The sequence below is a fragment of the Methylophilus sp. 42 genome (assembly GCF_000384155.1).
In the GTDB taxonomy this organism is placed as follows: Bacteria; Pseudomonadota; Gammaproteobacteria; order Burkholderiales; family Methylophilaceae; genus Methylophilus.
Genome location: NZ_KB913031.1, coordinates 2,898,456 through 2,920,352 on the forward strand (window position 1 = coordinate 2,898,456; position 21,897 = coordinate 2,920,352).

The following is a 21,897-nucleotide window of genomic DNA, read 5'->3' on the forward strand; positions in this document are numbered from 1 at the left end:
CACTGATCTTAATTCAGCCTGTAGCGGCCCTTGCTCCCTCCAAATCAGGGCTTTAGGCAAGGGTGATTGGCAAACCGCCAATCCTAACCCAGACAAATAGTAAAGACAGCACAAACAAAAAGATGGCGACCAGCGCCATCTTTTTGTTTGTGCATCCGACTTATCTATGCATGCTACGGGCACCATGACTGGCGCCCGGCAAAGCACCTACTCAATAGCCAGTTGCGGACGACCGGCCTCAGGCCAATCCAGATGGAAGAACTGACCACGCGGCTGGTCTTTACGCTCATAGGTATGCGCGCCAAAGTAGTCACGCTGACCTTGCAACAGGTTTGCCGGCAAATCTGCACTTCTGTAACCATCATAATAAGCCAACGCGGCCGCAAAGCCTTGCGCCGGGATACCATTGGTCACTGCCAGCGCAATCACTTTACGCCAGCCAGCCTGGCCTTCATTCATCGCATTGGTGAAGTATGGATCCAGCATCAGGTTTTTCAAGCGTGAATTCAATGCATAGGCATCAGTGATTTTTTGCAGGAAACGCGCGCGGATGATACAACCGCCACGCCAGATCTGGGCAATTTCACCGAAGTTGAGTTTCCAGTTGTAAGCCACCTGTGCCTTGTCGATGAGCTGGAAGCCTTGTGCATAGGCGCAAATTTTGGAGCAATACAAGGCATTCTTGATCGCCTCAATAATGGCTGCTTTGTCTTTCTCTTGCACAATCGCCGGGCCTTTGAGAATCTTGCTCGCTTCGACGCGCTCTTCTTTCAGGCTGGACAAGGCTCGCGCATATACCGCTGCGGCAATCGCATTCGCAGGTGCACCCAATTCCAGTGCGTTGGCGGCGGTCCATTGACCAGTGCCTTTCTGGCCTGCCGTATCCAGGATCTGGTCAACCAGGAAGCCTTTACCGGCAGGATCTTTTTGTTGCAGGATATCAGCAGTGATTTCAATCAGGAAGCTGGACAACTCCCCTTTGTTCCACTCGGCAAACACTTTACCGATTTCGTCTGCTGGCATGCCCAGCAGGTTCTTCATCAGCCAGTAAGCTTCGCAAATCAACTGCATATCAATGTATTCAATGCCGTTGTGCACCATTTTCACATAATGACCAGCGCCGTCCGGGCCGATATACTCGGCACAAGAGAAGCCACCCACCACCGGTTTGCCTGGTGCGCCACCTTCTAATGGAGCACCAGTCACAGGGTCGACTTTAGCAGCGATATCACGCCAGATCGGCTCCAGGCTAGACCAGGCCTTGCGTGTGCCGGACGGCATCAGGGAAGGACCAAAACGGGCGCCGGTTTCGCCACCGGAAACACCAGAACCAATAAACTCGATGCCTTTGGCAGCCAGCTCTTTTTCGCGACGGATAGTGTCCGTCCACAAGGCATTGCCACCGTCAATAATAATGTCACCCTGCTCCAGGAAAGGCAGTAAGGCGTTAATCGTTACGTCCGTCGCACTACCGGCCTTCACCAGCAGCACAATTTTACGAGGACGTTTGATGCTTAATACAAAAGAAGCCAGATCGGCATGACCCACCACGCGCTCGTGCGAAGGCTCATTCTTTTTGCATTCCTCGATGAAGTTCAGCATTTTCTTGGGGTCACGGTTATAGACCGCAATGGTATAGCCGTGATCCGCAATGTTAAGCGCCAGGTTTTGGCCCATCACTGCCAATCCCACCAATCCAATATCCGCATTTTTTATAGTCATAGTTATCTCTAATAAATGGTTAATTTAGTTGAAAAAAAAGCACAGGCTTTTGACCTGTGCTTGGACTAGGGTATGTATTGAATACCGCATGCTCGTTGTTTTGAAATTCGCAACTGGCATGACATATTCAGCACCATAGTTTTCTTTCACTCAAGTTTGCTAGCAATCACTTACTTGAGTACGTTTCCGAACATTTGCAAGGTCAACTGATACCCGAGGTTGACCAACTGCGCATCATAACGTTCACCTTCATCGCGCATAAAGGCATGTTGGCCATTAAATTCATGCCAGGTGTAATGCAAACCTGGCAAAGCCGCAAAGCGGTTATACAGCTCGGCACGCTTGTCGCCTGGGATGTGCGGATCTTGCTTGCCCCAGATCATGAGCAATTCGCCCTTGATCTCGTTGACGCGCTCCATGCTGTGCTGGCCTGGTTTGTTTGGAATAATATTGGTATGCAAGTCGGTGGCATAGAAGCAGGCGGTGGCTTTGACTTCTGGCTGCAACGCGGCACGGAAAGCCAGGTGGCCACCGATACAGAAACCAGCAGCACCCAAATTGCCGTCATACCAGGCTTGTGCGTTCAGGTAATCAATCATGGCACGGTTGTCAGTGTCATAGGCTTGTACGTCTTTAGCCATCTTGTCAGCATTGCCTTTATCGCGGCCAGCGTCGTCATAGCCCAGCACGGTACCAATCGGGTTTAATTCATGAAACACTTCTGGCACCAGCACGGCATAACCATGGCCAGCTAAAAAGCGTGCAGCACGTTCAATCGGGCCGGTTTGCTGAAAGATTTCAGAGTAAAACAAAACCGCAGGCACCTTGCCATCGTGTTTTGGACGATGCACATAAGTACGCATCACTCCGGTTGGAGTGTTCAAATCGACGATTTCGCTTGTAATCAGCATGGTAAATCCTTAAGACAATCAAAAATATCGGCTATTCTAGCGCTGTTTGCACGGCTTTTCACTGGGTTTATGGGCCGGAATGAGAATTTTTTGCATTTTTGAATCAAAAACAGATTGTAATCACGACCCGTCATCCTAATACCGGGAGTTCATATGCGCTTATTGCCTCACCTCTTTATCTTAATGACCTGCTGGCTGCTGGCACAGACAGCGCATGCCCAGCCTGACCTGGACCTGGTTTACCACCTGAAAGCCTCAGTGGTGAAAGTGCACGCCTTGACCAATAGCGGTGGCCATGGCGTCGGCAGTGGCGTCGTGGTTGATAAAGATACGGTCGCCACCAACTGCCATGTGGTCGCGAATAGCAACGGCATTAGCATTTCGAAGTTTGGCGACAGCATGAGTCCGGTCGAGATGATTGCCGACTGGCGACATGATATTTGCCTGCTGAAATTCAAATATCTTGAATTACCAGCAGTCAAACTCGCTTCAGCCGCCTCGCTGCATTATGGGGATGACGTGTTTTCGATTGGCTTTCCAGGCGGCCCACCGAAACCACAAACCATCGCAGGCAAGGTGCGTGCCTTATACCCTTACGACGGCAGCCTCATTGTACGCACGGATGCTGCTTTTATTATGGGCTCCAGTGGCAGCCCAACCTTCAACCAGGCGGGCGAGCTGGTATCTCTGAGCACGTTTAAAAGCCCGGGTAAGGATGCTTATTTTTACAGTGTGCCTGTAGAGTGGATAAAAAACCTGATGCACCAGCGCGCCGCAACCACCACCGTGCCGGATGCCACCGCCTTTTGGGATTTGCCTGCGGATGCACGCCCTTATTTGATGCAAGTGGTGCAGCCTTATCAAACTGGGGATTGGAAAATACTAGAAGGCATTGCGCGCGCCTGGCTAGCACAAGAGCCGCAATCGGCAGAAGCCAGCTTTTACCTGGGCAGTGCACTGCATGGCCAAGGCCAGGCTGCCGCTGCGCAACAAGCCTATGAACGTGCGGTGAGTTTACAGCCCGCCCACATTGATGCCTGGAGCGGTCTAGCTATCTTGGCGCAACAAACGCAACAACCCACACTATTAAGCAATGCCGAGCAGCATATCCAGCAACTGGACAGCCAGGCCTGGCCGGACATTCAACAGCGCCTGCAACAGCTTCACTAATGATTTGCAGCGATTTGCACTAGCGATCTACACCAGCATGATCAAGCCTGCTCGCTCTGATAGAATACGTTTTTTTGATGTTTACCAGATTGCATAATCCATGACCTCTCGCAACCAGCAATTGTTTGAAAAATCCCAGCAACTGATTCCAGGCGGTGTCAACTCGCCAGTACGCGCGTTTCGCAGCGTGGGCGGCACGCCCATCTTTTTTAAAAAAGGCCTGGGCTCCAAACTGTGGGATGTCGATGGCAAGGAATATATCGACTACATCAACTCCTGGGGCCCCATGATCCTGGGGCATGCGCATCCTGAAGTCATCGCCGCCGTGCAGCAAGCGGCTGCCAACAGCCTGAGCTTTGGCGCACCCACCGGCCTTGAGCTGGAAATGGCCGAGCTGCTCAACGCGCTGGTGCCTAGCATGGAACAAGTGCGCCTGGTCAGCAGCGGCACCGAAGCCACCATGAGTGCCATCCGCGTTGCGCGCGGCTTTACCAAACGCAGCAAAATCATCAAATTTGAAGGCTGTTATCACGGCCACGCCGATGCTTTATTAGTCAAAGCTGGCTCTGGCTTGCTGACCTTTGGCGAACCCAGCTCGGCTGGCGTACCCGCAGAAGTGGCTGCCCACACCTTGACGCTGGATTACAACAACACGCAAATGCTCAAAGACACCTTCGCCAGCATCGGCGATGAAATCGCATGCGTCATTCTGGAGCCTGTCGTTGGCAACATGAACCTGATCGTGCCACATCAGGAATTCTTGCAAACCCTGCGTGAACTGTGCACCCAGCACGGCACCGTGTTGATTTTTGACGAAGTGATGACCGGTTTTCGCGTGGCCCTCGGTGGCGCCCAAGCCTTGTATCGCATCACGCCTGACATGACCACCTTAGGCAAAGTCATCGGCGGCGGCCTACCCGTCGGTGCGTTTGGTGGCCGCAAAGACATTATGGGTGTATTGGCACCACTCGGCCCGGTCTATCAGGCAGGCACGCTCTCGGGCAATCCGGTGGCGGTCACAGCAGGCCTGACCACTTTAAAACTGGTTCAAGCCCCTGATTTTTATGAAAAACTGACCGCACAAACAACCAAGCTCACCACAGGCCTGACCCAGGCAGCGCAGGCCGCTGGCGTGACGTTTAGCGCACAGAGTGTCGGCGGTATGTTTGGCCTGTACTTCAGTGCCAGCCACCCAAGCAGCTATGCAGAGATGATGCAGGCAGATAAAAACGCCTTTAACAAATTCTTTCACAGCATGCTGGACAGCGGCATTTACCTCGGCCCATCCGCCTTTGAAGCAGGTTTTGTTTCAGCAGCGCATACCGATGCAGATATCGCGCAAACAGTACAGGCGGCGGCGATCGCTTTCGCAAGCCTGTAATGCCTCATGATCATGCGGCATGCCCATCCGCCGGTGTGCCGCATGATGCAAATAAAATCAACTGACCACATAAAAGAACAAACCCCACATTGGGCGCTTAAATAAGACAATTCGAATGCGCGCCTTATTTCAAGGCATCAATCCGCAAAAACCCACTTTCCTCAATTAAAACAGCGCACATCTCATACACGGCGTGCGCAACTGCCGCCGTAAAAACCGCCAAACTTCTGTCTCTGCTGCCATTTTTCACAGGTAAATAAAAACCATTCTCAATTAAGATAAAAAAATAGATTTATCCGTTATTTAACGCAGGCTAAACAATTGAAATTGCTAAACTTTAACGGTATCATTGAAGGTTCCTCCAAATGTTTTGTAAGTGAAGAATCTGGCAATGGACATGCAGTCTGACAACAACGTGATGAGTGCTTCTCAAGATACCGCAACCGCTCTGGACGACCAGTTTGGTTTAGCTCCCCAATCTCAGGGTTTATACGACAGACGCCACGAAAAGGATAGCTGTGGCGTGGGCTTTGTTGCCCATATCAAAGGGCAGAAAAGCCACGATATCGTCGCCAAGGGCCTGCAATTACTGGACAACCTGACGCACCGCGGCGCAACAGGTTACGACCCGAAACTGGGTGACGGCGCTGGTTTGCTGATGCAAATGCCTGACACCTTCATGCGTGAAGAAGCCGCTAAATTAGGCATGACCCTGCCAGCCACAGGCCAATACGCCGTGGGCCAGGCTTTCTTGCCACAAAATGCAGATAACCGCGCCAAGTGCGAAGCCATTTTTGCGCAAATCATCGCTGAAGAAAACCAAACACTGCTGGGCTGGCGCGATGTGCCTGTCGACAACAGCAATATCGCTGATGCAGCGCGCGCCGTTGAGCCAGTGATGCGTCAGGTATTTATTGCCAGCACCACCGCAGACAGCACTGCCTTTGAACGCAAATGTTTTGTCATCCGCAAACGTATTGAGCATGCGATTCGCGCGCTCAACCTGCAAGACAAAGCACAGTTTTACATGCCTTCGTTCTCTTCCCGCACCATTGTCTATAAAGGCATGCTGCTGGCAAACGAAGTAGGTATCTACTATACCGATCTGAAAGATGCGCGCGTGGTCTCGGCTTTGGCCCTGGTGCACCAGCGTTTCTCTACCAACACGTTCCCGGCCTGGGATTTGGCCCACCCATTCCGCATGATTGCGCACAACGGTGAAATCAACACCGTACAAGGCAACGTCAACTGGATGGCGGCACGCCACGAAACCATGAAATCCGCCGTCTTGGGCGAAGACCTGGAAAAACTGTGGCCACTGATTGCCGAAGGCCAGTCTGACTCCGCCTGTTTTGACAACTGTCTGGAGTTGCTGGTCGCGGGTGGTTACAGCCTGCCGCATGCCATGATGATGCTGATCCCGGAAGCCTGGGCTGGCAATCCATTGATGGATGAAGACCGTCGCGCCTTCTACGAATACCACGCTGCGCTGATGGAGCCATGGGATGGCCCGGCTGCCGTGGCGTTCACCGATGGCAAAATGATTGGTGCGACCCTGGACCGTAACGGTTTGCGTCCGGCGCGCTACCTGGTGACTGAAGACGACATCGTGATGATGGCGTCTGAAATGGGCGTGATCACTTTCCCGCAAGAAAAAATCGTTAAAAAATGGCGCTTGCAGCCGGGCAAAATGTTGCTCATCGACATGGAGCAAGGTCGCATCATTGACGACGAAGAAGTGAAAACTGAATTGGCGCAAGCAAAGCCTTACCGTCAATGGATTGAGCAAACGCGCTTCCACCTGACCGAGCTGCCAAATGTAGGTAGCGGAGAAGTCAGCCTGAATGCGGATTTGCTGGATACACAACAAGCCTTCGGTTATTCGCAGGAAGACCTGAAGTTTGTGCTGCAGCCGATGCTGGACAACGGTGAAGAGGGCTCAGGCTCCATGGGTAACGACGCGGCGCTGCCAGTGTTGTCCAACAAGGCCAAAACCTTGTACAACTACTTCAAGCAGTTGTTCGCACAAGTGACCAACCCGCCAATCGACCCGATTCGTGAAGAGTTGGTGATGTCGCTGGTGACATTTATCGGCCCTAAACCGAATCTGTTGGCGGTTGACGAAACCAACCCACCATTGCGCCTGGAAAGTGGCCAACCGGTATTGAGCCTGGATGGCCTGGAAAAACTCAAACAGATCGAGTCCCTGACCAAAGGCCAGTTCAAGTCCATCGTGCTGGACCTGACTTACGATGCAGCCCTTGGTAAAGCAGGCATGAAGCAGGCCCTGGACATCTTGCATGACCAGGCCGAAAAAGCCGTGCATGACGGCTACAACGTACTGATCCTGTCTGACCGCAGTGTATCTGCCAGCCGCATTGCTATTCCGGCGTTGCTGGCCTGTTCGGCCACACACGAGTTCCTGGTTAAAGCAGGCTTGCGCACCAGCACAGGCCTGGTGATTGACACTGGCTCAGCACGTGAAGTACACCACTTTGCCCTGTTGGCAGGTTACGGCGCCGAAGCGGTTTGCCCATGGTTGGTGTATGAAACCATGAAGACCATGACCAGCGATGTTGAAAAAGCAGGCAAAAACTTCGTCAAAGCGATCGGCAAAGGCTTGTACAAAGTCATGTCCAAAATGGGCATCTCGACCTACCAGTCTTACTGCGGCGCACAGATTTTCGAAGCAATCGGCTTGAACAGCCAGTTCGTCAATGACTATTTCACCGGCACCGTGAGCCAGATTGAAGGTATCGGTCTGGAACAGGTTGCCGAAGAAACCGTACGCTTGCATAGCCAGGCCTTTGGTACTGACCCGGTATTGTCCAACGCCCTGGAAGCAGGCGGCGAATACGCCTTCCGTGTGCGCGGTGAAGAGCACTTGTGGACGCCGCAGTCCATCAGCAAGCTGCAAAATGCTACCCGCACCGGCCAATACGACACTTATAAAGAATATGCTGCGCTGATTAACGACCAGACCCGCCGTCACATGACCTTGCGCGGCCTGTTTGAAATCAAATCCGCTGGCAAAGCGATTCCATTAGATCAGGTTGAACCTGCCAAAGAAATTGTCAAACGCTTTGCGACTGGCGCCATGTCACTGGGCTCAATCTCAACCGAAGCACATGCCACACTGGCAGTGGCAATGAACCGTATTGGCGGTAAGTCCAACACTGGCGAAGGTGGCGAAGACGTTAAACGCTTTATTCCAGTACAAATAGATTCCAGCATTGCCAAAGTGCTGGGTAGCGACCTGATTGAAGCCGATGTGGCCTTGAAAGCGGGCGACTCCATGCGCTCACGCATCAAGCAAGTGGCTTCTGGCCGTTTTGGCGTGACTGCTGAATACCTGAGCAGCGCCGACCAGATCCAGATCAAGATGGCACAAGGCGCCAAACCAGGTGAAGGCGGCCAATTACCAGGCCATAAAGTATCGCCGTACATTGCGAAACTGCGTTTCTCAGTGCCTGGCGTAGGCTTAATTTCCCCACCGCCTCACCACGATATTTATTCGATCGAAGATTTGGCACAGCTGATTCACGACCTGAAAAACGCCAATCCAAAAGCGTCTATTTCTGTGAAACTGGTGTCTGAAACCGGTATCGGTACCGTGGCTGCCGGTGTAGCCAAAGCCAAGTCCGACCACATTGTGGTCGCAGGCCATGACGGTGGTACCGGTGCTTCCCCTATTTCGTCGATCAAACATGCCGGTACGCCATGGGAACTCGGCCTGGCCGAAACCCAGCAGACTCTGGTATTGAACCAGTTGCGTGGCCGTGTCGTGCTGCAAGTCGATGGCCAGATGAAAACCGGCCGTGACGTACTGATCGGCGCCTTGCTGGGTGCAGATGAGTTTGGTTTTGCTACCGCACCACTGGTGGTTGAAGGCTGTATCATGATGCGTAAGTGTCACCTGAATACTTGCCCGGTTGGCGTGGCAACACAAGACCCTGAACTGCGTAAGAAATTTACCGGTCAACCAGAACACGTGGTGAACTACTTCTTCTTCGTTGCAGAAGAGTTACGTGAACTGATGGCCAGCATCGGTATTGCCAAGTTTGAAGACCTGATTGGCCGTGCTGACTTACTGGATATGAAAGCCGGTATTGAGCACTGGAAAATCAATGGCCTGGACTTCAGCAAGGTATTCCACTTGCCAGAAATGCCAGCCAGCGTGTCGCGCAAAAACAATGACGTGCAAGATCATGGCCTGGTCAAAGCCCTGGATAATCAACTGATTGAACTGGCAAAACCAGCATTGGAAAAAGGCGAAAAAGTCAGCATCGCGTTGCCTATCGTCAACACCAACCGTACCGTGGGCACCATGCTGTCACACGAAGTCGCCAGCCGTTATGGTCATGCAGGCTTGCCTGACGACACCATCAGCGTCAAATTCACCGGCACCTCCGGCCAGAGTTTTGCGGCGTTCCTGGCACAGGGCATTACGTTTGAGCTGACCGGCGAAGGCAACGACTACGTGGGTAAAGGCTTGTGTGGTGGTCGCATCATCATCAAACCACCAGCGACCTTCCGCGGTTTGTCTTACGAGAACATTATTGTCGGTAATACCGTCATGTACGGCGCAACCACCGGCCAGAGCTTCTTGAGTGGCGTCGCAGGCGAGCGCTTCTGCGTCCGTAACTCCGGCGCAACGGCAGTGGTTGAGGGCGTGGGTAACCACGGCTGTGAATACATGACTGGCGGTACTGTGCTGGTCCTGGGTCCAACCGGCCAGAACTTTGCAGCGGGGATGAGCGGCGGTATTGCCTATGTTTACGACATTGATGGCAAATTTGCCCAACGTTGCAATATGAGCATGGTGTCATTGGACAAAGTGGAAGCCGCTGAAGCCGATGTCGGTAAAGTGCAGCACCTGGGCCAGCCTGATGAAGTGATTCTGAAAGGCTTGATCGAGCAGCACCTGGCGCTGACCGGTAGTCCGCGGGCAAAAGAACTTCTGGCTGACTGGCCAGCCTCACGTGCGAAATTCGTCAAAGTATTCCCTAACGAATACAAACGCGCACTGACCGAGATGGCTGCAGCTTCTGCCAAACAAGCCGCTTAATCGTTTTTGTTAATTGTATGCCCCGCCTCGCGCGGGGCCTTGTTAAGGTTGCGTCTGTACAAAGCAACAGGGAAGAGATGATTTCACATGGGTAAAGTCACAGGTTTCATGGAATTTGACCGCCTGGCAGAAGAGAATCTGCCGGTCAAAGATCGCGTCAAAAACTACAAAGAGTTCGTCCTGCATTTGACAGACGACCAGGCCAAACAGCAGGGTGCTCGCTGCATGGATTGCGGCATTCCTTTCTGTACCACCGGCTGTCCAATCAACAACATCATTCCAGACTGGAATGACCTGGTCTATCACCAGGACTGGCGCAGTGCGATTGATGTATTGCACTCCACCAACAACTTCCCTGATTTTACAGGCCGTATTTGTCCGGCACCTTGTGAAGCAGCCTGTACCTTAAACATCAATAATGACGCCGTAGGCATTAAATCTATCGAGCACGCGATTATTGATAAAGCCTGGGAAAACGGCTGGGTCACTCCGCAAATCAACCCCAACAAAACCGGCAAAACAATTGCTGTGGTAGGTTCAGGCCCTGCAGGTCTGGCAGCAGCACAGCAACTGGCTCGTGCGGGCCACAGCGTGACCGTGCTGGAGAAAAATGACCGTATCGGCGGCTTGCTGCGTTACGGCATCCCAGACTTCAAACTGGATAAATCCAACATTGACCGTCGCGTTGCGCAAATGGAAGCCGAAGGCGTGACCTTTAAGGTGAACCAGAACGTAGGCGAAAACGTCAGCGCAGCGGATCTCGAGCGTGACTTCGACGCCGTGATTCTGGCCGGTGGTGCTGAATTGCCACGTGACCTGCCAGTCCCAGGCCGCGAACTGGATGGCGTGCATTTCGCCATGGACTTTTTGACACCAAACAACAAAATGGTCGCCGGTGATACTGTGCCCAACCAGATCAAAGCCACCGGTAAACATGTCGTCGTCATCGGCGGCGGTGATACCGGCTCTGACTGCGTAGGTACCTCCAACCGTCATGGCGCCGCCAGCGTCACCCAGTTCGAATTGATGCCACAACCACCAGAAAAAGAAAACAAATCACTGGTGTGGCCAAACTGGCCACTCAAAATGCGCACCTCCAGTTCACACGAAGAAGGCGCAGACCGCGACTGGTCTATCACCACCAAAGAACTGATTGGTGAAAATGGCAAACTGACCGCGCTCAAAGGCGCACGCGTAGAGTGGAAAGACGGCAAAATGGTCGACGTACCAGGCTCTGAATTCACCATTCCAGCGGACTTGGTATTTTTGGCCATGGGCTTTGTCTCACCAGTACAAAAAGTACTGGACGCCTTTGGTGTCGAAAAAGACAATCGTGGTAATGCCAAAGCCACCACCGATGGCGAAGGCTGTTACAAAACCAGCAAAGCCAAAGTGTTTGCTGCTGGCGATATCCGTCGCGGCCAGTCACTGGTGGTATGGGCTATCCGCGAAGGCCGTCAATGTGCACGCGAAGTCGATGCTTTCTTGATGGGTAGCTCGACGTTGCCACGTTAACTCAGCAAAATGGCCCCCTCAAAAACGCCGATGAATGTCATCGGCGTTTTTTATTTGTCATATCGCAAAAAAACACCATTCTTTCGGGTGAAATAGCAGCTTGGCCTTTATAATCATGCTTTTACATATTGTTGACCGGCCTCATCACAGATGAGGCAATTGCTATCCAATGACTCAACTCCAAAACGATACTTTTTTACGCGCACTGATGCGCCAACCCACAGAATACACACCGGTCTGGATGATGCGTCAGGCCGGGCGCTATTTGCCGGAGTACCGTGAGAGCCGGAAAACCGCAGGCAGCTTTATGCAGCTGTGCCAAAGCCCGGCATTTGCCACTGAAGTCACACTGCAACCGCTGGACCGTTACCCACAGCTGGATGCGGCCATCCTGTTTAGTGACATCCTGACCGTGCCGGATGCCATGGGATTGGGCTTGTATTTTGAAGAGGGTGAAGGCCCGAAATTTGAGCGCACTTTACAAGCGGAGGAAGATATCCTCAAGCTGGAAGTGCCGGATATGTCCAAACTGCAATATGTGTTTGACGCGGTCAGCAGCATCCGCAAAGCACTCAATGGCCGTGTTCCACTGATCGGCTTTTCCGGCAGCCCTTGGACCCTGGCGACTTATATGGTCGAAGGCAAAGGCGGCACCGATTTCCTCAATACCAAAAAGATGGGCTATGCCAGACCGGAACTGTTGCATCGTATTCTGGAAATCACGGCACAAACCGTGATTCAATACCTGAACGCACAAATTGCCGCAGGCGCTCAAGCCGTGATGATTTTTGACTCCTGGGGCGGCTCGCTGTCACATGATGCCTATATCGAATTCTCGCTTAACTACATGCAGAAAATCGTCGCCGGCCTGAACAAAACAGCGGAAGGTAAAACGGTGCCCAGCATCGTCTTTACCAAAGGCGGCGGTTTGTGGCTGGAGCAACAAGCGGCCATTGGCGCAGATGCATTAGGCCTGGACTGGACCGTCGATCTCGCGCAAGCACGCCAACGTGTTGGCAACCAGGTTGCGCTGCAAGGCAATATGGATCCAGCTATTCTGCTGAGCTCACCAGCCGCGATCGAAAAAGAAGTCGCCCGCATCCTGGCAAGCTATGGTAATGGTCATGGCCACGTCTTCAACCTGGGCCACGGCATTACGCAGTGGACACCGCCTGAACATGCCGCATGCATGCTGGAAACCCTGCGCAAGCTCAGCCCGCAGTATCACCTGTAACGTAGGGGCCAATAAAAAAACCGCCAATCATTAGCTGGCGGTTTTTTTATATGCGGAATAACTGACTACTTTAAAGACATACGAGATAAGGTCTCATCTTTATCCACAAAACGATGTTTGAGTGCACCGAGTACATGCACAATAAATACCGCCAGCAAGATGTCGGCAAACAATTCATGTGACTCTTTGAAGGCATCGCGCAAATCAGCATTATCCAGGCCGCCAAACACCGCCAACCCAAACCATTTCAAGCCAAATTTGCTGTAAAGCGTCATTAACACACCGCTCAACGGCATCGCCACCATCAGCAGGTACAACAGGTGATGCGCACCTGTAGCCACTTTGCGCTCTAACGCAGAGTAGCTAGCCAGCATGGCAGGTGGTGTATGGCTAATCCGCCAGTAAACACGGAACAAGATCAGCCAAAACAAGCTAAAACCCAACGATTTATGCAGGTTAAAATATAAGGTTCTGGCGCTGGCAGGCTCATCCATTTGCCAAGTGTAGATGCCGAAGTCAAACAGATCAAAAGCGGTTTGCTTAGGACCATCTTTAGGCAACCCACCCATGTACCAGCCCAGCGCAAACATGGCAATGATAGCCAGCGCAATCAGCCAATGCAAAATAATGGCAACCTTGGTATACCGTTGCGTTGAACTCATGTGTTCTCCTTGAAAGACTTGTGACGACAGTTACTTTGTAATGATGAATGAATTGATTATGATGCATGAAACATTCATGGGTTCAGTCAGCATGTTATCAAAAATCAACTGGTTTTGCGTCAGTCTTATGTGCGCATTTGTAACGTTATGTAGCCAGGCATGGGCTGACGACTTTGAACTGAAGCAGATTGCTGACGGCATCTATGTTCATCACGGCAAACATCTGGATATTGACGACGGCTACCAGGGTGACATTTGTAACCTGGGGGTCGTGATTGGTCGCGATGCCATTGCTGTGATTGATAGCGGTGGCAGCAAGCATACAGGTGAACAATTACTGCAAGCCATCAAAACGATCAGTCCGCTGCCGATACGTTATGTCATCAATACCCATGGGCACCCCGACCATACGTATGGCAATGCCGCTTTCCAAAATGGCACAACGCATTTTGTCGGCCATGACAAGCTGGCTAACACCATGCTGTTACGCAAAGAGCAATACGAAAAACTCAATGCCCGCCTGCTGGGTGAGGCAGGCAAAGCCAGCACCACTGTCACGCCGGATACTGCCGTGCATGATCAATTAACGCTGGATCTGGGCGGGCGCACATTGCAGCTACAGGCACAAACGGTTGCGCACACGCATACCGACTTAACCATACTCGACAGCAAAACCAACACCTTGTTTACCGGCGACTTGCTATTCGCGCAACGCACCCCTGTCGTTGAAGGGGATATCAAAGGCCTGATTACGGCACTTGAACGTATGAACCAGTCACATTATGCACTCATAGTCCCTGGGCATGGCCTGGAAAGCGCAGATCAGCCAACCATTATTGGCAATGAGTTACGCTACCTCAACTTGCTGCTGACTGACGTCCGTCACAGCATCAAAAAGGGCATCAGCATGGAACAAACTATGGACTCCGCAGCAGCCTCTGAACACGACAAATGGCAATTGTTCGATATTGCCAACCGACGCAATGTGAATGTGATCTATCCGCAGCTGGAGTGGGAATAGGCACTTAGCTTTGCTGTTCATTGTGCACGGTTGTCGACAACAGCGAGCCAGTGATGCTCCACCTAGATCAGCCATACCGCTGACTGGTATCTGTAGATCATTCTGTTCTACAATGCAGCCATGTCTCTCTCCGTTCTCATCATCGAGGATGAACCCTCGATTGCCGAAACCATCATCTATGCTTGTCAAGCTGAGCAAATGCAGGCCCACCACGTCGTCCTCGGCCAACAAGCATTGGATGTGCTAAAAAAACAATCGTTCGACATGATTATTCTGGATATCGGGTTGCCTGATATGACCGGATTTGATGTTTGCAAACAACTGCGGCGCTTTTGTAATACACCGGTTTTATTTCTGACAGCACGCAATCACGAAGTAGACAGAGTTTTAGGACTGGAAATAGGTGCTGATGACTATGTCACCAAACCGTTCAGTCCCAGGGAAATTGTCGCCAGAATCAAGGCTATTCAACGACGCTTACATCCTGAAATTGACCACGCTGCCACAGGATTTCAACTGGATGAACATGCCAGTCGTATCTATTATCAGCAACAGCTGTTGCCGCTCACCCGTTATGAATTTTTGTTACTCAAAACACTGATATTGCAACCGCATCGTGTATTTTCGCGTGCCAGCCTGATGGATACCGTTTGGCAATCGGCAGAAGACTCCATGGAGCGTACTGTCGATACGCATGTAAAAACCTTGCGCAGCAAACTACGCGAAGTTTCACTCGCACATCAACTACCGGCAACAACGTTAATTGTGACGCATAGAGGTATGGGTTACAGCTTGCTCCCATAATCTGACTGCATGAAAATCAGCCTTAAAATTTTCCTGGGATACTTTTTACTGGTGGGGCTTGCCGCATGGTTTGTATTAGCGGTATTTGTAGACGAAGTCAAACCTGGTGTACGTCAAGCAATGGAGGACACCTTGGTGGATACCGCCAATTTATTGGCCGAACTGGCCAAAGATGACCTGAAGCAAGGCAGCATCCAAAACGGTCAATTTGCGCGTAGCTTGCATGACTATCAGCACAAGTCGGGGACAGCCAACATTTGGGGAGTGCCCAAACGATCTGCAGATTATCGAGTATATATCACCGACAGCACCGGCATGGTTGTATTTGATTCTGATCATCAGGCAGTCGGGCAAGACTATTCCCGCTGGAATGATGTCTACCTGACATTGAAAAGCCGATATGGTGCAAGAACCACCCCCGTAGACCCAACCAGACCAGACGGCGAGACAGTGATGTATGTCGCGGCGCCGGTCATGGACAATGATCAAATGATCGGCGTGCTGACGGTGGCGAAACCTAATAGCACCATGCAACCATTTATCCTGCATGCCCAGGCAAAGATCATGCGCTGGGGCATACTGTTGCTAGCGCTCTCTTTATGCTTGGGTATTTTATTTACATGGCGCTTCACTCGCGCCATTCACCGCTTAAGAGATTACGCCATAGCGGTCACGCAAGGCCATAAAGCCGTCGCGCCAGATTCAAGCAACGACGAATTGGCAGAGCTGGCACAAGCCATGAAAACCATGCGCGATGAACTGGATGGCCATCAGCATATTCAGGAGGCCATACACCAACTCACCCATGAGTTAAAAAGCCCGATGACGGCCATACAAGCGGCGACCGAACTGATTACCCCGGAAATGCCCGAGCAAGACCGGACACACTTTCTAAACAGCATCAAGATACAGACCAAGCGCTTGCAACATATGATACAAAACATACTGGGACTGGCCGCGCTGGAACAACAACAAGTATTGGTACACCCCGTACACATTGCCTTGTCTGACTTGGTAGAACAACAACTCCGGCTCATTCAAGACCGCGCCACACAGCGAAATATCCAGCTGCTAACAACCCTAGACACCTCCTTATCCATAGCAGGAGATGCTTTCCTCTGTGGTCAGGCCATCAGTAACTTGCTGGAAAATGCGCTGGATTTCAGTGCAAACAACAGCCACATTCATATCGTATTATGCAAGACTGACATTAGCATCCAGTTAAGCATTCAAGACGAGGGCAGCGGGATCCCGCTATACGCCCTGGATAAAATCAAAGACAAATTCTACTCTTTACCTAGGCCGGCCAATACACCACATGCCGGCCAAAAAAGCACGGGGCTTGGCCTAAACTTTGTGCAGCAAATCATGGCTTTGCATCATGGCGATGTATCCATTACCAATGTACATCCCAATGGGGCAATTGCCAGTTTGTGCTGGCCGGGCTAAATACTCAAGCGCACTTCACACTCGCCTCACATTCAACACAACAAGGCTTCACCTGCCAGTTTTATGCTGCAAACTCTTTCATTGAGGAGTTTGCAATGCAAAAACCATTTTTATATAAATCCCTTGGCATATTGGCGCTGATATTGCTGATGTCGCTGGCCTTGGGCTATGTGAATGACCTGATTCTCGAACGCCAGACCAGGCAAGCTAACGTAGAAAGCAATATCGCAAAATCCTCCACCGAGGCACAAACATTTACCGGCCCCATATTGGTGATTCCCTATACCGAACACTACACCGAAACGGTAGGCAGAGATAAGGATAGCAAGATAGTTGAACGTAAGGATGAGGGGCATCTCTACCTGCTGCCAAGTACACTGACGGTCACGGGCGACTTTGCGCACAACTATAAACAACGCGGCATTTTCAAAGCCCTCATGTATCGCTTTAATGGGGATATTGCGGGCGGCTTCAATTTAAATCAAATCAAGGTGCAAGCTCAGCATACAAACGGCAGCATCCGTTTTGGTGAGGCCTCACTTGTGATTGGGCTCAGTGACACACGGGGTATAGATGGTCAACCGGTATTGCATTGGGGCACCCAAACATTAGGCCTGAAACAAGGCACGCAATTACCTTTGCTGGGTGCAGGCATCCATGCGGACCTGGGCCACTTGCAACCAGAACAAGGCTTGGTATCGTTCAAGCTGAATCTACACCTGCGAGGGATGCAGCAATTTAATCTGATCCCGCTGGCAGACAAGAATAGCGTGCGCTTACACTCCAGCTGGCAACACCCACATTTTGACGGTAACTTTTTACCTGATGCTAACAGCCAACGTATTAGTGACAAAGGCTTCGATGCCCAATGGGAGGTCTCATCACTCGCCAGCAATATTCAGGAAAGACTGCTCTCCAGTTTAAACCGCACATCTGCGAACCTGCCCCTCGAAGCGATCACAGTCGGCTTTGTTGAACCAGTCAACATCTACAGCCTGTCAGATCGGGCCACAAAATATGGTTTATTGTTTATAGGGCTAACCTTTGCGGGCTTTTTTATCTTTGAGGTGATGAAACAACTGCGCATTCACCCCGCACAATACACATTGGTTGGCTTAGCCATGGCAATATTTTATTTATTGCTGATTTCTTTGGCAGAGCATATTGGTTTTAGCTATGCCTATCTGATTGCCAGCGCAGCCTGCATCGGCCTGATTGGTTACTATCTGGCGAACATCCTGCAGAACAGGCGCTATGGCATCGTATTTTCCTGCAAGCTGAGCCTGTTGTATGGCACCTTATATGGCATTCTGATTTCCGAAGACAATGCATTGCTCATGGGCTCCTTGCTGGTATTCAGCCTATTGACCTTCACCATGATAGTGACCAGAAAAGTGAACTGGTACGCACTTAGTCATCCATAAAACTTCAGGGCGGCACTTGCCGCCCGCATTATGAGGCAAGCGATGAAAAAGATTTTTTACGGATTGATCATTTGCACAGTATTGGCAAGCATGATGCCCGAAAACACGGTCATTCCGGTGCAAGCGGCGACAGCTAAAGACTGGAACCAAGACAGTTACTGGTTTGCCCCTTGGGGAAAGTCGGGTGTACACAAAGGTATAGATATTTTTGCCCGCAAGAAAACCCCTGTGCTTTCAGCAAGTAACGGATTAGTCATATTCACAGGAAACATTGAAAGAGGCGGAAATGTCGTCGCAATCCTTTCGCCCAAAGGACGTATTCACTACTACGCACATTTAGAGTCGGTGGCAACGCAGCCATTGACCCTGGTCACGCAGAAAAGCCTGATCGGCACGGTAGGTAATAGCGGTAACGCCAGAGGCAAGGCTCCCCATCTGCATTACAGCATTCTCAGGCTCATGCCCAACCCGGCAGAGATCACATTGGAAAAGCAAGGATGGAAAAGAATGTTCTACATGAACCCGCACCTATTGCTCACTTCAGAGCAATCACATTTATAAATACTTCTTCGCCAGCGCGACCTGTCGTTTGAGGCCCATATTCACCAGCCTGGGGGCCAGTCCATTCAGCCAGGCAAACAAGCTTTGCGGTTGGCCGATAAACAGCTCCTGCTTATCTTTCTGCAATGCCTGCACAATTTTATCTGCTACGTCTTGCGGGCTATCAACAGCCTGGCCAGAGGCCTGCCACATGGCGTTGGTGCGGTCATCATTCATGGGGGTGGCAATGGCGCGCGGTGCAATGTAAGTGATGCCAATATTGGTGTCCACCAATTCCCGTCGTAATGCCTGACTAAACCCATGAATGGCAAATTTACTCGCACAATAGGTGGCAAAATGTGGGAAGCCCAGCGAGCCAAAAATAGAGCCGACGAACGCCAAATGGCCTCGGCCACGTTGCAAAAAGTAGGCCACAAATTCACGGCTTAAAACCAGGGTGGCCGTGACATTGGTATGCACCATATTATCGATGCTCACCTCGGTTTGCTCTGCAAACTCGGTGAACTCAATAATACCGGCATTGTTAATCAGCAAATCCACATGCCCCATCTCGCGCAAAGACTGTTTTAATACCTGACTGGCCATATTGGGTTGAGCCAGATCGGTGACAATAATATGTGACTTGCCACCCTGCGCCGCGACTCTTTTTTGCAGCGCATGCAACTTGACCGGATCCCGTCCGACCAGTCCGACGACAGCACCTTGCGCAGCAAGTGCGAGGGAAAGCGTGGCACCCAAGCCGCCGGTTGCGCCAGTCAACACCACATGCAGGTTACGTAATTCCATCACGGGCTCCTAAGCTGCTGCCACCAGCGGTTGACTGGCAGCCACATGCTTAAAAATATCACCATACAAGCGGTAAAAGCGTTTCGCCGCATGAATAATGATTTGCTGATCCTCAGGCCTGGTCACCTGGTTCATCAGCCCCTCATAAAAGGTCACGTGGCTGAGATCTAGCGAGCCATGTGAAAGCAGGTAGCTAAAGGCTTTTTTCGGCAGATTGAGGGCCTGCATGATTTTTTCACCGGCTTGGGTGGCCACGGCGGTGCTGGTGCCTTCCAGCACCAACACCATGCCAAAGAAGCCTAAGGGATTCACGCGATTGATCATGTCATAAGCATAAGCCACCATCATCTCTGTTTCATGACTGGCGGCATCGGCAGCCGTCGCGCTATGGCGCACAGACTCTTTATCACCGCCGCAAGCAGCAATATCATTGAGCACCCACTCCTGATGGCCCATTTCTTCTTCGATATATTCGCCAATCGCGGTACGCAACCACTCGTATTCTCCACTAAGTCGGCCACCACAGGCCATGAGCAATGGGGTCGTATGTTTGACATGGTGATAAGCCTGGGTGAGGAATGCACGGTAGATGTCCAGAGTGATATTACCTTGCGCACCTTGCACAATCAGCGGCAACGTCATCAAGGTGTTACGCTCCTGCTCGGTCGCGCTTAATAATTGCTGATAAAAAGTCATTTAAATTCCTTCGTAAATCGCATGGATTTCAGCCACATAAGCAGCGGCAATCGCATCGCGTTTTAAACGGCCATTAGCCGTGAGTTGTCCGTTATGCGGGCTAAATGGCTGGTGAGCAAACACCACATCTCCCACCTGTGCATAATCAGGCAGCTGTTGATTCGCCTCTGCAATCGCCTGCGCCACCTGTTCTGTGGTAAACGGCGGCTGTGGCACCACAATCGCCACATTAAACGGCCTCGCTTCTCCAAATACACACACCTGCTGCAATGCTGGCTGGTGTATTAATGTGCTCTCCACCCACTCAGGCGAAACATTGCGCCCAAATGAGGTAATAAACATATTCTTTTTGCGGCCTGATAGATACACATAACCCTCAGCATCCTGATAAGCCAGATCGCCAGTGGCCAGATAACCTTCTTCGTCCAGCACTGGCGCAGCAATACCACCCTCGGGCTGAGTGTATCCATCATACAAAGCGCCTTTCACCCAAAGCTCGCCTGTCAGATCCACCCGTAGCTGCACATGCGGCAAGGGCTTGCCTATGCTGCCTGGCTTGTGTGATTGTGGCGTATTGAGTGCAACAACCGACGCACACTCTGACAAGCCATAGCCCTCAAACACCGGCAATCTTAGCGCGTGGGCCTGTAGGATCAACGCCGGCACCACCTTGGCGCCACCGACTGCGACAAAACGCAATGATGCCAGTGGCGCCTGGCCTGCTTGCACATACATCACCAGCGCACGCAGCAACTCAGGAATCAGGATCGCAGTCGTCGCCCGACTATCTTGCAGGCCTTGATACAAGCGGCTGATATCGAACTGACTACCAGTAAAGCCAACTGCGTGGCACGGATATACCACCACCGTTGCGCCAGAAATCAGGCTGGCATAGACGCCCGCCACGTTTTCCAGCAACGTGGCCAGCGGCAACACGCAGAAATGGCGATCAGCTGCGCCCGGCACGATCAGACTGGCAATAGAACTGGCGACCTGCCCCATCGTGTGTGCAGACAGGCAAACCCCTTTAGGCGCACCCGTTGTACCGGAGGTATAGGTGATTTTATCGGCAGCGGCGGCGCGATCATGGGCATGAATACGCAAGACTGTCACCGCTTTACCTGCCACCTGCCATTCAGCGACCACAACACTGTCAGGGTATAGTTGCTGCCAGGAAGCTGGCATATCAGTCAAGATCAGGCTAACACCAGCATCCTTAATCGCATGTTGTTTTTGTGTCGCAGAAAAGAACGCCGGCAGTGGCACGTTGCTCCAGCCAGCAGCCAACACTGCTAAATCCAATACAATCCAGGCCGGACTATTATCCAGCGCCAATGCCACACAGGCCTGGTTGGTCACGGCCCGCAAGTCGCCAGACACACGCGTAATCTCAGCCGCTAGTTCACTGTAAGTCAGTTGCGCAGATGGCCCTTCCAGTGCAATCCGGTTCGGATTTTGTGTTGCCTGGGCATAAATCTGTTGCAATATCATGA

16 protein-coding genes are annotated in these 21,897 nt (G+C 51.6%); 10 read left to right on the forward strand and 6 right to left on the reverse strand.

Annotation, left to right across the window (positions count from 1 at the left end; all coding sequences use genetic code 11):
- Positions 1 to 207 precede the first annotated feature (207 nt).
- Together gndA and MET42_RS0113980 are read right to left on the reverse strand one after the other, a co-directional pair.
- Positions 208 to 1,722: an NADP-dependent phosphogluconate dehydrogenase gene (gndA, locus tag MET42_RS0113975; RefSeq protein WP_019883730.1), complete on the reverse strand. Its 1,515-nt coding sequence runs from the start codon at positions 1,720 to 1,722 to the stop codon at positions 208 to 210.
- 170 nt (positions 1,723 to 1,892) lie between these two features.
- The gene (locus MET42_RS0113980) at positions 1,893 to 2,633 is read right to left on the reverse strand and encodes a dienelactone hydrolase family protein (protein WP_019883731.1); all 741 of its coding nucleotides are present in this window, start codon (positions 2,631 to 2,633) and stop codon (positions 1,893 to 1,895) included.
- Positions 2,634 to 2,786: 153 nt separating this feature from the next.
- On the opposite strand from MET42_RS0113980, the gene MET42_RS0113985 reads away from it, so the two are divergent.
- The 5 genes from MET42_RS0113985 to hemE all read left to right on the forward strand — a co-directional run bounded on the left by MET42_RS0113985 (position 2,787) and on the right by hemE (position 13,001).
- Positions 2,787 to 3,803 (forward strand): serine protease, encoded by a 1,017-nt coding sequence (locus MET42_RS0113985; protein WP_232411635.1) that lies wholly within the window; start codon positions 2,787 to 2,789, stop codon positions 3,801 to 3,803.
- Between the two features lie 100 nt (positions 3,804 to 3,903).
- Positions 3,904 to 5,184: a glutamate-1-semialdehyde 2,1-aminomutase gene (gene hemL, locus MET42_RS0113990; RefSeq protein ID WP_019883733.1), complete on the forward strand. Its 1,281-nt coding sequence runs from the start codon at positions 3,904 to 3,906 to the stop codon at positions 5,182 to 5,184.
- Positions 5,185 to 5,602: 418 nt separating this feature from the next.
- Positions 5,603 to 10,252 (forward strand): glutamate synthase large subunit, encoded by a 4,650-nt coding sequence (gene gltB / locus MET42_RS0113995; RefSeq protein WP_369751527.1) that lies wholly within the window; start codon positions 5,603 to 5,605, stop codon positions 10,250 to 10,252.
- An 87-nt stretch (positions 10,253 to 10,339) separates the two neighbouring features.
- Entirely contained in the window at positions 10,340 to 11,767 is a 1,428-nt protein-coding gene (locus tag MET42_RS0114000; RefSeq protein ID WP_019883735.1) for a glutamate synthase subunit beta, read from the forward strand.
- 169 nt (positions 11,768 to 11,936) lie between these two features.
- Positions 11,937 to 13,001 carry a uroporphyrinogen decarboxylase gene (hemE, locus tag MET42_RS0114005; protein WP_019883736.1) on the forward strand — a complete coding sequence of 355 codons (1,065 nt, stop codon included), beginning with the start codon at positions 11,937 to 11,939 and terminating at the stop codon, positions 12,999 to 13,001.
- Positions 13,002 to 13,066: 65 nt separating this feature from the next.
- On the opposite strand, the gene MET42_RS0114010 is transcribed toward hemE, so the two are convergent.
- Positions 13,067 to 13,663, reverse strand: a complete 597-nt coding sequence (locus MET42_RS0114010; protein WP_019883737.1) for a cytochrome b — start codon at positions 13,661 to 13,663, stop codon at positions 13,067 to 13,069.
- A gap of 91 nt (positions 13,664 to 13,754) precedes the next feature.
- Between MET42_RS0114010 and MET42_RS0114015 the strand changes: the two genes are divergently transcribed.
- From MET42_RS0114015 to MET42_RS0114035, 5 genes are all read left to right on the forward strand, one after another.
- Positions 13,755 to 14,684 carry a quinoprotein relay system zinc metallohydrolase 2 gene (locus tag MET42_RS0114015; protein ID WP_051089057.1) on the forward strand — a complete coding sequence of 310 codons (930 nt, stop codon included), beginning with the start codon at positions 13,755 to 13,757 and terminating at the stop codon, positions 14,682 to 14,684.
- Positions 14,685 to 14,804: 120 nt separating this feature from the next.
- On the forward strand, positions 14,805 to 15,488 hold the full coding sequence (gene creB / locus MET42_RS0114020; RefSeq protein ID WP_019883740.1) for a two-component system response regulator CreB: 684 nt from the start codon (positions 14,805 to 14,807) through the stop codon (positions 15,486 to 15,488).
- A gap of 9 nt (positions 15,489 to 15,497) precedes the next feature.
- Positions 15,498 to 16,937, forward strand: a complete 1,440-nt coding sequence (creC, locus tag MET42_RS0114025; protein ID WP_019883741.1) for a two-component system sensor histidine kinase CreC — start codon at positions 15,498 to 15,500, stop codon at positions 16,935 to 16,937.
- A gap of 95 nt (positions 16,938 to 17,032) precedes the next feature.
- Complete coding sequence (gene creD, locus MET42_RS0114030; RefSeq protein WP_029512464.1) at positions 17,033 to 18,361, forward strand: cell envelope integrity protein CreD; 1,329 nt, start codon at positions 17,033 to 17,035, stop codon at positions 18,359 to 18,361.
- Between the two features lie 42 nt (positions 18,362 to 18,403).
- On the forward strand, positions 18,404 to 18,922 hold the full coding sequence (locus MET42_RS0114035) for a M23 family metallopeptidase (protein ID WP_019883743.1): 519 nt from the start codon (positions 18,404 to 18,406) through the stop codon (positions 18,920 to 18,922).
- On the opposite strand, the gene MET42_RS0114040 is transcribed toward MET42_RS0114035, so the two are convergent.
- Genes MET42_RS0114040 through MET42_RS0114050 form a run of 3 tightly spaced genes read right to left on the reverse strand, consistent with a single transcriptional unit; the run spans position 18,917 to position 21,895 of the window.
- Complete coding sequence (locus MET42_RS0114040) at positions 18,917 to 19,708, reverse strand: SDR family oxidoreductase (protein WP_019883745.1); 792 nt, start codon at positions 19,706 to 19,708, stop codon at positions 18,917 to 18,919. The two genes, MET42_RS0114035 and MET42_RS0114040, sit on opposite strands and share 6 nt — an antisense overlap.
- Before the next feature lie 9 nt (positions 19,709 to 19,717).
- Positions 19,718 to 20,404, reverse strand: coding sequence for a TenA family transcriptional regulator (locus tag MET42_RS0114045; RefSeq protein WP_019883746.1), 687 nt, complete (start codon positions 20,402 to 20,404; stop codon positions 19,718 to 19,720).
- Positions 20,405 to 21,895, reverse strand: a complete 1,491-nt coding sequence (locus MET42_RS0114050; RefSeq protein WP_019883747.1) for an AMP-binding protein — start codon at positions 21,893 to 21,895, stop codon at positions 20,405 to 20,407.
- Positions 21,896 to 21,897 lie beyond the last annotated feature (2 nt).

Excerpts from the sequence above, each read along its gene's own strand:
- gndA (WP_019883730.1), bottom strand. The coding sequence starts at position 1,722 with ATGACTATAAAAAATGCGGATATTGGATTGGTGGGATTGGCAGTGATG.
- MET42_RS0113980 (WP_019883731.1), bottom strand. The coding sequence starts at position 2,633 with ATGCTGATTACAAGCGAAATCGTCGATTTGAACACTCCAACCGGAGTG.
- MET42_RS0113985 (WP_232411635.1), top strand. The coding sequence starts at position 2,787 with ATGCGCTTATTGCCTCACCTCTTTATCTTAATGACCTGCTGGCTGCTG.
- hemL (WP_019883733.1), top strand. The coding sequence starts at position 3,904 with ATGACCTCTCGCAACCAGCAATTGTTTGAAAAATCCCAGCAACTGATT.
- gltB (WP_369751527.1), top strand. The coding sequence starts at position 5,603 with ATGAGTGCTTCTCAAGATACCGCAACCGCTCTGGACGACCAGTTTGGT.
- MET42_RS0114000 (WP_019883735.1), top strand. The coding sequence starts at position 10,340 with ATGGGTAAAGTCACAGGTTTCATGGAATTTGACCGCCTGGCAGAAGAG.
- hemE (WP_019883736.1), top strand. The coding sequence starts at position 11,937 with ATGACTCAACTCCAAAACGATACTTTTTTACGCGCACTGATGCGCCAA.
- MET42_RS0114010 (WP_019883737.1), bottom strand. The coding sequence starts at position 13,663 with ATGAGTTCAACGCAACGGTATACCAAGGTTGCCATTATTTTGCATTGG.
- MET42_RS0114015 (WP_051089057.1), top strand. The coding sequence starts at position 13,755 with ATGTTATCAAAAATCAACTGGTTTTGCGTCAGTCTTATGTGCGCATTT.
- creB (WP_019883740.1), top strand. The coding sequence starts at position 14,805 with ATGTCTCTCTCCGTTCTCATCATCGAGGATGAACCCTCGATTGCCGAA.
- creC (WP_019883741.1), top strand. The coding sequence starts at position 15,498 with ATGAAAATCAGCCTTAAAATTTTCCTGGGATACTTTTTACTGGTGGGG.
- creD (WP_029512464.1), top strand. The coding sequence starts at position 17,033 with ATGCAAAAACCATTTTTATATAAATCCCTTGGCATATTGGCGCTGATA.
- MET42_RS0114035 (WP_019883743.1), top strand. The coding sequence starts at position 18,404 with ATGAAAAAGATTTTTTACGGATTGATCATTTGCACAGTATTGGCAAGC.
- MET42_RS0114040 (WP_019883745.1), bottom strand. The coding sequence starts at position 19,708 with ATGGAATTACGTAACCTGCATGTGGTGTTGACTGGCGCAACCGGCGGC.
- MET42_RS0114045 (WP_019883746.1), bottom strand. The coding sequence starts at position 20,404 with ATGACTTTTTATCAGCAATTATTAAGCGCGACCGAGCAGGAGCGTAAC.
- MET42_RS0114050 (WP_019883747.1), bottom strand. The coding sequence starts at position 21,895 with ATGATATTGCAACAGATTTATGCCCAGGCAACACAAAATCCGAACCGG.